The sequence below is a fragment of the Nocardia terrae genome, assembly GCF_009760405.1.
Lineage (GTDB): Bacteria > Actinomycetota > Actinomycetes > Mycobacteriales > Mycobacteriaceae > Nocardia > Nocardia terrae.
Genome location: NZ_WRPP01000003.1, coordinates 22,733 through 36,115 on the forward strand (window position 1 = coordinate 22,733; position 13,383 = coordinate 36,115).

At 69.1% G+C, this 13,383-nt stretch carries 12 protein-coding genes and 1 tRNA gene; 4 read left to right on the top strand and 9 right to left on the bottom strand.

The window, feature by feature from the left end; all coding sequences use genetic code 11:
* Window positions 1-94 precede the first annotated feature (94 nt).
* From thrB to argS, 5 genes are read right to left on the bottom strand one after another with little or no spacing between them, the layout of a single operon-like run.
* The gene (thrB, locus tag GPX89_RS15530; RefSeq protein ID WP_157388313.1) at window positions 95-1,051 is read right to left on the bottom strand and encodes a homoserine kinase; all 957 of its coding nucleotides are present in this window, start codon (window positions 1,049-1,051) and stop codon (window positions 95-97) included.
* A 25-nt stretch (window positions 1,052-1,076) separates the two neighbouring features.
* Window positions 1,077-2,165 (bottom strand): threonine synthase, encoded by a 1,089-nt coding sequence (thrC, locus tag GPX89_RS15535; RefSeq protein ID WP_157388314.1) that lies wholly within the window; start codon window positions 2,163-2,165, stop codon window positions 1,077-1,079.
* Window positions 2,162-3,493, bottom strand: coding sequence for a homoserine dehydrogenase (locus GPX89_RS15540; RefSeq protein ID WP_157388315.1), 1,332 nt, complete (start codon window positions 3,491-3,493; stop codon window positions 2,162-2,164). The genes thrC and GPX89_RS15540 overlap by 4 nt, the downstream gene beginning before the upstream one ends.
* Window positions 3,490-4,911 (bottom strand): diaminopimelate decarboxylase, encoded by a 1,422-nt coding sequence (gene lysA, locus GPX89_RS15545; RefSeq protein ID WP_157388316.1) that lies wholly within the window; start codon window positions 4,909-4,911, stop codon window positions 3,490-3,492. Before lysA ends, GPX89_RS15540 begins: the two co-directional genes overlap by 4 nt.
* Entirely contained in the window at window positions 4,912-6,570 is a 1,659-nt protein-coding gene (gene argS, locus GPX89_RS15550; RefSeq protein ID WP_328601874.1) for an arginine--tRNA ligase, read from the bottom strand. It lies immediately after the preceding gene.
* 121 nt (window positions 6,571-6,691) lie between these two features.
* Here argS and GPX89_RS15555 point away from each other — a divergent pair, with 121 nt between their 5' ends.
* The 3 genes from GPX89_RS15555 to GPX89_RS15565 all read left to right on the top strand — a co-directional run bounded on the left by GPX89_RS15555 (window position 6,692) and on the right by GPX89_RS15565 (window position 8,599).
* On the top strand, window positions 6,692-7,663 hold the full coding sequence (locus GPX89_RS15555; RefSeq protein ID WP_157388317.1) for a DUF3105 domain-containing protein: 972 nt from the start codon (window positions 6,692-6,694) through the stop codon (window positions 7,661-7,663).
* 11 nt (window positions 7,664-7,674) lie between these two features.
* The gene (locus GPX89_RS15560; protein ID WP_328601875.1) at window positions 7,675-8,400 is read left to right on the top strand and encodes a DUF305 domain-containing protein; all 726 of its coding nucleotides are present in this window, start codon (window positions 7,675-7,677) and stop codon (window positions 8,398-8,400) included.
* Window positions 8,401-8,526: 126 nt separating this feature from the next.
* Window positions 8,527-8,599 (top strand) — tRNA-Arg (locus GPX89_RS15565).
* Between the two features lie 412 nt (window positions 8,600-9,011).
* Here GPX89_RS15565 and GPX89_RS15570 read toward each other — a convergent pair.
* Window positions 9,012-9,359 carry a DoxX family protein gene (locus tag GPX89_RS15570; RefSeq protein ID WP_157388319.1) on the bottom strand — a complete coding sequence of 116 codons (348 nt, stop codon included), beginning with the start codon at window positions 9,357-9,359 and terminating at the stop codon, window positions 9,012-9,014.
* Between the two features lie 210 nt (window positions 9,360-9,569).
* On the opposite strand from GPX89_RS15570, the gene GPX89_RS15575 reads away from it, so the two are divergent.
* Entirely contained in the window at window positions 9,570-10,811 is a 1,242-nt protein-coding gene (locus GPX89_RS15575; protein ID WP_157388320.1) for an alpha/beta hydrolase family protein, read from the top strand.
* A gap of 6 nt (window positions 10,812-10,817) precedes the next feature.
* Here the strand turns inward: GPX89_RS15575 and GPX89_RS15580 are convergent, their stop codons facing one another.
* From GPX89_RS15580 to GPX89_RS15590, 3 genes are all read right to left on the bottom strand, one after another.
* Complete coding sequence (locus GPX89_RS15580; protein WP_157388321.1) at window positions 10,818-11,417, bottom strand: TIGR03086 family metal-binding protein; 600 nt, start codon at window positions 11,415-11,417, stop codon at window positions 10,818-10,820.
* A gap of 9 nt (window positions 11,418-11,426) precedes the next feature.
* Window positions 11,427-12,824: a hypothetical protein gene (locus tag GPX89_RS15585; RefSeq protein WP_157388322.1), complete on the bottom strand. Its 1,398-nt coding sequence runs from the start codon at window positions 12,822-12,824 to the stop codon at window positions 11,427-11,429.
* A gap of 152 nt (window positions 12,825-12,976) precedes the next feature.
* Window positions 12,977-13,201 carry a hypothetical protein gene (locus tag GPX89_RS15590; protein WP_157388323.1) on the bottom strand — a complete coding sequence of 75 codons (225 nt, stop codon included), beginning with the start codon at window positions 13,199-13,201 and terminating at the stop codon, window positions 12,977-12,979.
* Window positions 13,202-13,383 lie beyond the last annotated feature (182 nt).

Genomic DNA, 13,383 nt, shown 5'->3' on the forward strand with positions numbered 1-13,383 from the left:
TTTGCCCTGATGAAGCACCGGCGTCTGACGCGCACGATGTACGGACTCGCTCAGGATAGCTCCCACCTTTTGCATCGGCAAGGCAGGCGCGCTGTCAATCCACCAGAACGCCGCCGGCAATGCCGGGTTCGAGCACGCGCATTCCGTCCGCGATCGCGAGTTCGCGCAGTTCTTCGGGGAATTCGCTGGTCGTGAAGGCGAGCACGGTCGGTCCCGCGCCCGACACGATGGCCGCGATGCCGGCCTCGCGCAGCCGTTCCACCCACTTGGTGGTCAGCGGCAGCGCGGAGGCGCGGTAGCCCTGGTGTAGCCGGTCGGCCGTGGCCGGAAGCAGCAGGTCGGGGCGTTGCGTCAAGGCGACTACCGCCAGCGCCGAACGGCTCGCGTTGAAGGCCGCGTCGACGTGCGGAACCATTTCCGGAAGCAGACCGCGGGTGTGCGCGGTGGCCGAACGCTCCTCGGGAATGAGCACCACGGGCCGTATCGAGGGGTGCGGTTCCAGGCGCACCGCGCGATAGAGGCGGGCGTGATGCGCGTCGGCACTGCCGTTTTCGTCCGCCGAACGGTCGGTTTCGGTCCAGCACACCACGAATCCGCCCAGGATGCTGGCCGACGAATTGTCCGGGTGGCCTTCGAATTCACCGGCCAGCTGCACCATCACGTCATCGCCGTAGGCCAGCTCGGGATCGAACTTCGCGGCCAGGCCACGCCCGGCCGCCAGCCCGCCGACCGCGGCCGACGCGGAGGAACCCATCCCCCGTGAGTGCGGAATCACGTTGCGGCACACCACGTCCAGGCCGTCCGCCCACACGCCCGCGGCCTGCAGGCCGCGTTCGATGGCGCGCACCACCAGATGCGAAGGGCCCCAGGGCACATCGTCGGCGCCCTCCCCCTCGACCCGGATGGTGAGCCCGGAGTCCGTGGTGGACACCGTGATCTCGTCGTAGAGCCCCAAAGCGATTCCGAGGGAATCGAAACCCGGACCCAGATTGGCGCTGGACGCCGGAACCCGCACGGTGACGGAGATTCCGGCGGGCAGCGTCCGAGTCATGAGCTGAGCGTCACGCGTGGTCAACTCAGGCCAGCTCGAGCTCGTGGGCCACGGCGACCGGGTCGACCGCGATGGGCTTGACCTCGGGCATGCCCTTGAGGGCGTTGTCCGGGTCCTTGAGACCGTTGCCGGTCACGGTGCAGACCACGGTGAGGCCGGCATCGAGCCAGCCCTCGGCGCGCGCGGCCAGCAGACCGGCGACCGAAGCGGCCGAAGCGGGCTCCACGAAGACGCCCTCCTTGGCCGCGACCAGGCGGTAGGCGGCCAGGATCTCGTCGTCGGTGGCCGCGCGGAACGCGCCGCCCGACTCCTCCTTCGCGGCCACGGCCTGGTTCCAGGACGCGGGCGCACCGATTCGGATGGCGGTGGCGATGGTCTCCGGATTCGACACCGGAGCACCGTGGACCAGCGGCGCGGCACCGGCGGCCTGCACGCCCAGCATGCGCGGGCGCGAGGTGGTGACGCCGTCGGCGTAGTACTCGCTGTAGCCCTTCCAGTAGGCGGTGATGTTGCCCGCGTTGCCGACCGGCAGCACGTGCACATCGGGCGCCTTGCCCAGCGCGTCGGCGATTTCGAAGGCGGCGGTCTTCTGGCCCTCGATACGAGCCGGGTTCACCGAGTTCACCAGGCCGACCTCGGGGAAGTCCGAGGTGACCTTGCGGGCCAGCTCGAGGCAGTCGTCGAAGTTGCCGTCCACCTGGATGATCTTGGCGCCCAGCATGACCGCCTGGGCCAGCTTGCCCATGGCGATCTTGCCCGAGGGGATGAGCACCGCGCAGTGCAGACCGGCCCGGGTGGCGTAGGCCGCGGCCGAGGCCGAGGTGTTGCCGGTGGAGGCGCACAGCACGGCCTTCTTGCCGTTGTACTTGGCGTCGGTCATGGCCATGGTCATGCCACGGTCCTTGAACGAGCCGGTCGGGTTCGCGCCCTCGACCTTGAGGTACACCTCACAGCCGGTGAGCTCGGAGAGGTGATGCGCGGGCACCAGCGGGGTGCCGCCCTCGAAGAGAGTGACGGCCTTCCAATCGGCGGGAATCGAGAGGCGATCCCGATACGCGTCGATCAGACCCGGCCAAGGGGTATGCACGGCTGCAGCTCGTGCTGTTGCACTCATTCCTCGGTGCCTTCCAATCTCAGAACACTGGTCACGGACGTGACGGAGTCCAGTTCGGCCAACGCGGCAACGGTATCCGCCAGCGCCGATTCCTGCGCGTGGTGGGTCACCACGACCAAGCGCGCGCCCTCGTCGTGGCCCTCCTGGCGGACCGTCGAGATGCTCACATGATGCTTGGCGAATTCTCCCGCGACCGCTTCCAGCACACCGGTGCGGTCTGCCACCTGCAGGTTCACGTGGTAGCGGGTCGGGGTATCACCGATCGAGGCGATCGGCAGTTCAGCATAGACCGATTCGCCCGGGGCCCGGCCACCGAAGAACTTGTTGCGCGCCGCCATCACCAGGTCACCCATGACGGCCGAGGCGGTCGGCGCGCCGCCCGCGCCCTGACCGTAGAACATCAGGCGGCCGGCGTTCTCGGCCTCCACGACCACGGCGTTGAACGCGCCGTTGACCGAGGCGAGGGGGTGCTTGCGCGGGATGAGGGCCGGGTAGACGCGGACGGAGACCTTGTCCTTGCCGTCCTCGTCGGTGACGCGCTCGGCCATGGCCAGCAGCTTCACCGTGCAGCCCACGGCCGCGGCGGTCTCGAGATCCTCGGCGGTGATCTTGGAGATGCCCTCGCGGTAGACGTCGCCGGAGGTGACGCGGGTGTGGAAGGCGACCGAGGCGAGGATCGCCGCCTTGGCGGCGGCGTCGTAGCCCTCGACGTCGGCGGTCGGGTCGGCCTCGGCGTAGCCCAGGCGGGTGGCCTCGGCCAGCACGTCGTCGTAGTCCGCGCCGGTCTCGGCCATGGCCGAGAGGATGAAGTTGGTGGTGCCGTTCACGATGCCGACCACGCGGTTGACCCGGTCGCCGGACAGCGACTGGATGAGCGGACGGATCACCGGGATGGCTCCGGCGACGGCAGCCTCGAAATACAGGTCGGCGCGGTGGTTTTCGGCCGCGGCGGCCAGTTCGCCGGTGTAGTCGGCCAGCAGCGCCTTGTTGGCGGTGACGACCGACTTGCCCGCATTCAGGGCGGCGGCGATGAGGGCGCGGGCCGGATCGATGCCGCCCATGACCTCCACGACGATGTCGACATCGTCACGGGCGACCAGGGTTTCGGCATCGGTGGTGAGCAGCTCGGCGGGCAGGCCGCGGTCCTTGCTCAGATCGCGCACCGCGACGCCGCGCAGCACGACGGGCGCACCGACGCGGTTGCACAGGTCGTCCGCGTGGTCGCGAATGATGCGCACCACCTCGGTGCCGACCGTGCCCATGCCGAGGACGGCGACGCCAATGGGGTGATCCTGTCCCCACACAACGCCAGTCTTGTTCTCGGTCATGCCTTCACCTCCAAGCTGAGTAGGTCCTCCACCGTTTCACGACGAAGGATCAAGCGCGCCTTGCCGTCTCGCACAGCGACCACCGCGGGCCGGGTGAGCAAGTTGTATCGGCTCGACATCGAGTAGCAGTACGCGCCGGTCGCGGCCACCGCCACCAGGTCGCCCGGGCCCACATCGGCCGGGAGCCAGGTATCGCGAATGACGATATCCCCACTCTCGCAATGCTTTCCGACCACCCGAGCCACCACCGGATCGGAATCGCTGGAACGCGAGACCAACCGGCAGTCGTACTCGGCCTGGTACAGGGCGGGACGGATATTGTCGCTCATGCCGCCGTCGACGCTGACGTAGCGGCGCTGGGCGCCCGCATCCAGGGTGACATCCTTGATGGTGCCCACCTCGTAGAGGGTGATGGTGCCGGGGCCCGCGATGGCGCGACCGGGCTCGACCGCGATCGACGGGGTCGGCAGACCCATCGCGGTGGCCTCGGTCTGCACCAGGTGGCGGACCTTGTCGGCGAAGTCGAATAGCTGCGGCGGGTCGTCGCTGGGCACATACGAAATGCCAAGCCCGCCACCGAGATCCAGCAGGTGCATCTGCTCGGAGCGGGCGACGCCGAACTTGTCGCCGATCTCGCTGAGCAGGCGCAGCATGCGGCGGGTCGACACCTCGAAGCCGTCGATGTCGAAGATCTGCGAGCCGATGTGGCTGTGCAGGCCGACCAGGCGCAGGTTGCGGGCGTCGAAGACGCGGCCGACCGCCTCCAGAGCGGCACCGTCGGCCAGCGAGAAGCCGAACTTCTGGTCCTCGTGCGCGGTCGAAATGTATTCGTGGGTATGGGCTTCCACGCCGACCGTGACGCGGACCAGCACGTCCTGCACCACTCCGGCCCGACCGGCGACGGCCTCGAGCCGATCGATCTCGATCAGCGAGTCGAGCACCACGTGCCCGACGCCCGCGGCCACCGCCTGCTCGAGCTCGACCACCGATTTGTTGTTGCCGTGCATGGCGATTCGCTCGGCCGGGAAGCCCGCGTGCAACGCCACCGCCAGCTCGCCGCCGGAGGCGACGTCCAGGTGCAGGCCCTCGTCGCGCACCCAGCGCGCGACCTCGCCGCACAGGAAAGCCTTGGAGGCGTAGTGCACGCGCGCGTCGGAACCGTAGGCGCGCACCATGTCCCGGCAGCGCGAGCGGAAGTCGTCCTCGTCCACGACGAACAGCGGCGTCCCGAATTCGGCGGCCAGGTCGGTCACCGAGACGCCGGCCATCCGGACCACGCCGTCGGCGTCGCGGGAGGCGTTGCGGGGCCACACGTGCGCGGGCAGTTCGATCATCTGCGCCGGGTCGCTCGGCCGCTCCGCGATGGTCGGGGCGTGCGGGATGTCCGCGTGGCGGGGTCCGGCGGGGTGGGCACTCATTTACATACGCTCCGGGGCAGAGACGCCTAGCAGGCCGAGGCCGTTGGCGAGAACCTGACGGGTGGCTTTGACCAGCTCGAGGCGAGCGGAATTGAGCGGGGTGACCACATCGTCGCCCTGCGGGATGACGCGCAGCGTCTTGTCGGACTGGAAGGGGTGGTAGGCCCCGGCCAGCTCCTCCAGGTAGCGCACGACGCGGTGCGGCTCACGCATTTCCGCGGCGGTGGCCACCACGCGCGGGTACTCGCCGAGGGTGCGGATGAGCGCGCCCTCGCGGTCGTCGGTCAACAGCGCGAAATCCGGTGCGACCGAGGCGTAGTCGAAGGCGGCCGCGTTGCCCAGGATCTGGTTGGTGCGGGCGTGCGCGTACTGCACGTAGTAGACCGGGTTCTCGCTGTCCTGGCGGGTCCACAGGTCCAGGTCGATGTCGATGCTGGAGTTCACCGAGGAACGCACCAGCGAGTAGCGGGCCGCGTCCACGCCGATCTGCTCGACCAGGTCGTCGAGGGTGACGACGGTGCCCGCGCGCTTCGACATGCGAACGGCCGCACCGTCCTTCACTAGGTTCACCATCTGGCCGATGAGCACCTCGACGGTGTCCGGGTCGTCGCCGAACGCGGCCGCGGCGGCCTTGAGCCGGCCGATGTAGCCGTGGTGGTCCGCGCCCAGCATGTAGATGCACAGGTCGAATCCGCGCGAGCGCTTGTTCTGGAAGTAGGCGATGTCACCGCCGATGTAGGCGGACTTGCCGTCGCTCTTGATGACGACGCGGTCCTTGTCGTCGCCGTACTCGGTGGAGGCGATCCACCACGCGCCGTCCTTCTCGTAGAGCTTGCCGGACGCCTTCAGCGTCTCGATGGCCTTCTCGACCGCGCCGGAGGCGAACAGCGAGCTCTCGTTGAAGTACACGTCGAAGTCGGTGCCGAACTCGTGCAGCGTCTTCTTGATGTGCGCGAACATCAGCTCGACGCCCTCGCGGCGGAACAGCTCGTGCCGCTCGGTCTCCGGGAGTTCCAGCACGCCCGGGTTGGCCTTCACGACGGTGTCGGCGATCTCGTTGATGTAGTCGCCCGCGTAGCCGTCCTCGGGGGTCGGCTGCCCCAGCGCTGCCGCCACCAGGGAATTAGCGAACCGGTCGATCTGCGCGCCGTGGTCGTTGAAGTAGTACTCGCGGGTGACGTCCGCGCCCTGCGAGGCCAGGATCCGGCCGAGCGCGTCGCCGACCGAGGCCCAGCGGGTGCCGCCCAGGTGGATCGGGCCCGTCGGGTTCGCCGAGACGAATTCGAGGTTAATTTTCTGGCCCGCGAGAGTGGGCGCGGTACCGAAGTTCTCACCGGCCTCGAGAATCTTCTCCACGATCGCGCCCTGCGCGGCCTTGGCCAGTCGGATGTTCAAAAAGCCAGGTCCCGCGACCTCGGCGGCGTCGATGCCCTCGGCCTGGGACAGCGCCTCGGCGAGCAAAGTTGCGAAGTCACGGGGGTTCATTCCCGCTTTCTTCCCTACCTGCATGGCCACATTCGTGGCATAGTCTCCGTGCTCAGGGTTGCGGGGACGCTCCACCTTGACCTCGTCGGGCAGGACCGCAGGGTCGGATCCGCGTTCGACAAGTACCTTCGCCGCGGTAGCACGAAGGAGATCTGCAAGGTCAGCTGGAGTCACGAGTCACTATCCTATGGTCCGAGCAGGTGAACGCCGCGAGCGGGCACCACCGGGCACCGCCCAGCAAACGATGCGCCCGCGTCGTTTGATTGTCCGATACGTCGAAAAGAGCACAACAGGCATGTCGAGCAAGACCAGTGCCAAGTCGGCCAAGGCCATCAAGGCCGCGGGCAAGTCCGCCGGGTCGTCGCGTAACCGCGGCGGCGGACTAGGCGGTAAACGCCAGATTCCGTGGCTCATGATCGGGGCGGTAGCCTGCGTGCTCGCCCTGATCGGCGGGATCGCCTGGGTGATCGTGCCGAAGTACAACCACAAAGAAGAAATGAAGGACCCGTCGGCCTACATCGACGGCGTCGTCAAGAAGGAATACCCCGCGGGCCTGCACGTGGCCTCGACGCAGCGCGTCGCCTACGACCAGTCCCCGCCGTTCGGCGGCCCGCACGACGCCTCCTGGGCCGACTGCATGGGCACGGTGTACCCGAAGGCGATTCGCACCGAGAATGCCGTGCACGCGCTCGAGCACGGCGCGGTGTGGATCACCTACAACCCGGACAAGCTGGATCAGGCCGCGGTCGACACCCTGAAGAAGAAGGTCACCGGCAAGCCGTACACGCTGATGTCGCCGTACCCGGGCCTGTCCACCCCGGTCTCGTTGCAGTCCTGGGGCTTTCAGCTGAAGCTGCCGAACGCCGACGATTCGCGGCTGGATCGCTTCATCAACGACACCCGGTTGAACAGCAAGCTGTACCCGGAAGTCGGCGCCAGCTGCTCGAACCCGACCTTCGACACCAAGAACCCGCCGCCGTTCGACCCCAGCCCGGTCGGCCCCGACGCGGTGCCGATGGACGGCAAGGGCGCGACCAAGGTGCAGAACGAGTCCGGTGGCGGTGGCACGCCGGGGATGCCCAACATCCCGGGCCTGCCGAGCGACCCGTCCGCCGGACTGCCGGGCGGTGGTAGCCCGACCCTGCCGGGCGGCATCCCGTCCATCCCGGCCCCGACCGACGCCCCGACCGGTGCCGCCACCGACACACCGACCGGCGCCGCCACCGACGCCCCGACGCAGCCGGATCAGCCGGCTCCGACCCAGTGATGGGGCCGCTCGTGAACGAAATCTCCGAACCGGGACCAGATCCCGCGGCCGAACCCGATCCGACCGACGAGCCCGATCGGCAACCCGGACGCGGCCAGCGGCCGGCGCTGCTGGTGCTGGGTGTGATCGCGGTGCTGCTGGTCGGTTTCGTGGCCGGGCTCCTGGTGGGCCATTCGACACACAGTTCGGGTGATACGCCGAACGCGGTGGATGTCGGGTTCGCACAGGACATGTCGGTCCATCACGCGCAGGCGGTCCAGATGGCCGGCGTCGCCCTGGCCGGTTCCACCGATACCGAGGTGAAGCGACTGGCCTACGACATCCTGAGCACGCAGGCCAATCAGCAGGGCCGCATGGCCGGCTGGCTGGAACAGTGGGGCAAGCCGCCCATGTCGACCGACGGCTACATGGGCTGGATGACCGACATGTCCGCACACCACCACACCGGCACCGCCGACCACAGCGGCCCGGTCCAGGTGATGCCCGGCATGGCCACGACAGAGGAGCTGGCCGCACTGGGCAAGGCCACCGGCCCGGCGCTGGACACCATGTTCCTGCAGCTCATGTTGCGCCATCACCAGGGCGGTATGGCGATGGCCGAGTACGCCGAGCAGCACGCGGACACCGACGCGGTGCGCACGCTGGCGCAGAGCATGGGCAAGACGCAGAAGGCCGAGATGGATCTGATGACGCAGATGCTCGCCGACCGCAAGGCATCCCCGTTGCCGATGAACTGACAAGGCCGCCTGAACCGACGCGGGCCGGGCATTCAAAACGCCCGGTCCGCGTCGCTTTTTGGCGCAACGCAGCCGATGCGATACGCTTTCCCAGCCCGACCGGGAGACCGGACGGGACCAATCCCCGCCCTCGTAGCTCAGGGGATAGAGCGTCTGCCTCCGGAGCAGAAGGCCGCAGGTTCGAATCCTGCCGAGGGCACAACACAAGGCCCCGACCGTGAACCACGGTCGGGGCCTTGTTCATTCGCGAATCATCGACGACTTCTCGTTGCCCAGGGCGCCAACTGATCCGGTACCGGCCGGGGTAACTCGTCGGGACGTCCGAAATCGGTTCGGCACCCGACCGCATGCACGGGTCGAGACCTGCGACGACTCTTTGCCGCCCGCTGAAGGCGCGGAGAGGCGGATAAGTCTGACTTATCGTGCCATCGTGACCGATCCGTATTCCGAATCGCGGTCCCCGGCACGAAGGTAGTACTCGTGCACGCGGTGTCCGATTGTGCAGGAGGCTATCGGACACCGCGAGCGCGTCTCAGCCCAACGTGAGCACCGCGTTGCCCCGAATCCATCACAGGACGAGATCCGTTGGAATGGTGACGGTCTCACATCGGTCAGGCCGCGTATTCCAGGCCCATGGCCACGATCACCGGGATCATGTAGAGCATGGGGAACGGGACGTGGCCCCAGGACTTGGCACGGACGATGGTGATCACCGCGCCGCTGAAGTAGAGCACGATGCCGACGGCCGCGGCGACGCCCAAGGGCGGGTAGAACAGGCCCGCCAGCAGTCCGGCGGCCCCGGCCAGCTTGGCCAGTCCGAGCCAGGTCCACCAGGATTCGGGCACGCCGTACTCGACCAGGGGCTCGGCCACGAACGCGGCCTTGCGCAGCAGCGAGACCGCGGAGAAGCCCACCCAGAGGGCGGCCAGGACGGTGACGATGTGATAGGCGATGGACATGGGCGGGGCTCGCATTCTGCTCGGTTCGGGTCGGCGTTTGCCGATCGAAATCCTGCGGCGGCGAATTCATAGATCCGCTATTCGTTTTCGATCGATCCCCGATACACCGGCTGTAGGCAGGCCCCATACATCGGCCGCGAGCAAGCCGTTCGCAGTGCGAACGGCCCTGCCTTCCATGTGAAATGGGTACGGGCCGGTATGTTCTGACAGGTGTCCGAGATCTCGCGCCTGCTCACCGGGGGATTCACCACGGCCCTCGCGGCCGCGATCGCGGGCCTGAACCTGGCCGCACCGGTCGCCGCCACACCCGTGGCGCCCGAGGAGCCCGCGGACGTGGCGTTCTACCACGCGGCCGACGACCGGGTGCCGGGCACGCACGGCTCGGTCATCCAATTGCGGCCACTCACAGGCGATCCCGGCCTCGCGGGCGCGCGGAACTACCTGATCCTCTACCGGTCCGTCGACATGCACGGCGATACGGTCGCGGTCTCCGGCACCCTCGCGGTCCCCGACGGCCCGGCGCCGGCGGGCGGCTGGCCACTGATCTCCTGGGCGCACGGCACCACCGGCGTCGCCGATGTGTGCGCGCCCTCGCACGACACCTCCCCCGATTTCCCGGCCCACGACTACACCTCACTGGTGCGCCGGGTGCAGGAGCGCTGGATCGCGGCCGGGTACGCGGTGGCGCAGACCGACTATCAGGGCCTGGGCACCCCCGGCCCGCACGGCTATCTGATCGGGACGGCCGAGCAGCGCGCCGTCACCGACATGGCCAGGGCCGCACGGGAAGTCGACCCGGATATCGGCACCCGCTGGGTGGCGATGGGGCACTCCCAGGGCGGTCAGGCCGCCGTCTTCACCAACTCCCAGGCCCAGCAGTGGGCGCCCGAGCTGCAACTGCTGGGCTCGGTCGCGCTCGCCCCCGCCTCGCACCAGGGCATCGGGCTGCAGGCGTCCCAGCTCGCCAACACCGCGGGCGTGGCGGGCGCGCTCACCCCGCTCACCGGCGGGGCGGTGTCGTTCCTGCCATTGATCGTTCGCGGCTCACAGACGGTGGCAGATCCGGATCCGGCCCGATTCCTCACGCCCCGTGCGCAATCCATGCTGGCGCTGGCCGACACCCAGTGCATCGGCCAGTTGCGGCAGGGCGATTCCTGGGGCGGGTTGACGGCCGAGGACGTCTTCGTGCGCAATGGCGACATCTCCGGCCTGACCCGCGTACTGAACGAGAACGACCCCACCGCACTGCCTTTCACCCAGCCGCTGCTGGTGCTACAGGGCCGCGCCGACACCACGGTCCCGGCGCTGGCGACCGATGCCATGGTCGTGCAGCAGCAGGCGAGCGGGCGGCCGGTGCAGTACCGGGGCTATCCGGGCGTGGACCACCGCGGCGTGCTGGAGGCCTCGTTCAATGACGCGCTGTCCTGGGTGGATACCCGCTTCGGACGGTAGCGGCGCTCAGGCGGCCGGCTGCCAGTGCGGATCGCGGCCGAACCAGGCGGCCAGCCGGTCGTAGGCGGGCGCGTCATCGGCGATCGGCAGCTCGGCCCCGAAAGGCTTTCCCGGACCGCGGAATTCGGGCTTCAGTATCGGCTTGGACCAGGCCAGCGTGTGTTCGGCCAGCTCCGGGTCGAGAGTGCGGCTCTGCCCGGTCGCCCGCGTGAGATCCCAGGCGTGCGTCACGAATTCGGCGATCTGCTGGTCGGCGCGGCTGCGCAGCGGGACCTCCCCGCCCCTACCCGGCACCAACCGGTCCAGGTCGGCCGCGCGCCATTCCTCGAGCAGCGCCCGGGCGTGGGCCCGGAACTTCTCGTCCCAGTTCTCGCCGATCTCCTCGGGCGGCGCGGTCCAGTCGATCGTTCCGCCCCGCATGGAGACCACGAAGTTGGGCAGGCCCTTGCCCACGACGTGGGTCAGCAGCCCACGCACGTCCCAGTTCTCGCACGGTGTCGGCAGGCCCGCCTGGTCCGGGGTGATCGCGGCGATGACATCGCCCAGCTGCGCCACCGCGCGCTCCACCAGATCGACGGTCGGGTCCACAGGTGCCTTGTCGGCCATGGGGCCAGACTAGACCTGGGGCAGGACCTTCCGGGTCGTCTCGCGCAAAGGCACGATCCGCGGCGTGCGCGCCGCCCGCGCCGCCTCACGCCGCGGGGACCGCAGCCGCCACAGCACGTACAGGCCCGCCGCACAGCCCAGCGTGATGACCAGGGCCATCCATCCCGGCATGCTCGAGGTGACGCCCTGCGGATCCCGATACCAGCGCGGTGAATAGGCGATCCGGCCGAAACTGGTGCCGCGCAAGGCCACCACCAGGCACGGCACGATCAGCACCGCGACCGCCACCACGGCGCTGCCCGCCGTCCTTGGTACCGCCGCGCCGAAGCAGAACCCGATGATCAGCCCGGTGAGGGCCACCCCGAGCACCGGAATCACCGCGCTCGAGTGTGCGGGCCCCGCGGTGAGGGCCGCGAACACCGCGAGTCCGCCGGTCGCGGCCAGCGCGATCCAAGGTGAGCGCCAACGTCGTCCGGCCGCGAGCCCCAGCACCACCGCCAGCACCGGAACCGGCGCGGACCAATCCGGCCGGGGCACCGCGACGATCGCGCTGCCCGCGTTCGCCACCGCCACCGCCAGCAGCACCAGCGTGCCCTCCCGCCCCGGCAGCAGCAGGGCCGCCACCACGGCCGCGGCAATCGTGATCGCGACCGCCACCCCGATCTGCGCGGGTGTCCCCGAGTGCCGCACGAACCATTCCGTCGACAGCGCGGTCGCGGTGACCAGCACCAGCGCGGACAGAATCGGGCCGATCGCCAGATCCGTGTTCTCGTCCTGGGCCACCGGAGCCGGGTGCTGCATCGCGATGCCCAGCGCGAGCACGATCGCGGTGAGCAGGATCAGCCACGCGGGCGGGGTCGCGCCGGAAGCCCATTCGATGAGCGGATTGCTCTTGCCGGAGTCGGGCAGTGAGGTCTGGTCGCCGATCAGAATGGCCGACAGGGTCCCGATCAGGTAGGCCCCGGTCGCGACGGGTTTGCCGAATACCGCGACCGCGAGCGCGCCGAGCAGGATGCCGCTGAAGATGGAGTCGATGTAGTTGACCGTGGTCAGCGCGCCGGTGGTGGCCGCGTCCTTGTTCCACAGCTGGTCGATGAGCAGGACCGTCGCGCTGCCGAACGAGGCGATCCACGCGCTGCGCCGTCCCAGGGCGACCACCAGGGCCGCCGACACCACCGCGAACGCCGCACCCGCCGCGGCCGCGCGCGGCATGTTCAGCACCATCAGATCCAGTTGCAGGACCGAGCCCTCCCCGGTCCACCCGAGATCGAGGGGGGCCATCAGCAGCAGTCCGGCGATCGCCGCTCCGAGCAGGGCCCCCAGCGCCTCGACGGGCGGCGCGAACCGGCGGAAGTCCGCGGGCGCGAGCGCGCCCGGGGCCTGTGCCAACGCGAACTTCGCGCCCATCTCGTCACCTTCCCTCGGTGATGCGACGCCTTCCGCGTTACAGCAATAACGAGCAGCTATCGACGCCGAGGTTAACAGGGCCTGCCTATGTGAATTCTGAGAAGTGGAGTCGGTCACATCCCGCGCGGACTGCGGAACGGCCCTCGAAAGCGTCAGGCGCAGCGGAAACGGAAGGCAGCCAGCGGCGTGATGCCGGGAACGGAGTTGACCTCGAGGGCCGCGTCACTGTCGAGGGCGCAGCCGGTCGGGGTGCTGATCTGCACGCGGTAGCAACCGGGCGCGCCGTTGTAGACGGCAGAGCCATCAGTGCCGGTGGTCACCGTTGCGAGCTTCGCTCCCCCGCCGCAGGGTCCGATATCGGCGGCGACACCCGCCATGGGGAATTGTTCGGGGACCGTAGACGGCCTGCACCTGCAATGCCGGATCGGCCGGCGGTTCCGCACCCGCCAGCGGGGCCGGCGCGCACGCGGCGGCGAGAACGGACGTGACGAGCAGCGTGCGGCGCACCGGGACTCCTTCGGGTCGAGCCGAGGCGAATTGGCCTCCGCGCCAATATAGG

Excerpts from the sequence above, each read along its gene's own strand:
- GPX89_RS15540 (WP_157388315.1), bottom strand. The coding sequence starts at position 3,493 with ATGACCGAGAACAAGACTGGCGTTGTGTGGGGACAGGATCACCCCATT.
- GPX89_RS15580 (WP_157388321.1), bottom strand. The coding sequence starts at position 11,417 with ATGGCCGACAAGGCACCTGTGGACCCGACCGTCGATCTGGTGGAGCGC.
- GPX89_RS15555 (WP_157388317.1), top strand. The coding sequence starts at position 6,692 with ATGTCGAGCAAGACCAGTGCCAAGTCGGCCAAGGCCATCAAGGCCGCG.
- thrB (WP_157388313.1), bottom strand. The coding sequence starts at position 1,051 with ATGACTCGGACGCTGCCCGCCGGAATCTCCGTCACCGTGCGGGTTCCG.
- thrC (WP_157388314.1), bottom strand. The coding sequence starts at position 2,165 with ATGAGTGCAACAGCACGAGCTGCAGCCGTGCATACCCCTTGGCCGGGT.
- GPX89_RS15590 (WP_157388323.1), bottom strand. The coding sequence starts at position 13,201 with ATGGCGGGTGTCGCCGCCGATATCGGACCCTGCGGCGGGGGAGCGAAG.
- GPX89_RS15570 (WP_157388319.1), bottom strand. The coding sequence starts at position 9,359 with ATGTCCATCGCCTATCACATCGTCACCGTCCTGGCCGCCCTCTGGGTG.
- GPX89_RS15585 (WP_157388322.1), bottom strand. The coding sequence starts at position 12,824 with ATGGGCGCGAAGTTCGCGTTGGCACAGGCCCCGGGCGCGCTCGCGCCC.
- lysA (WP_157388316.1), bottom strand. The coding sequence starts at position 4,911 with ATGAGTGCCCACCCCGCCGGACCCCGCCACGCGGACATCCCGCACGCC.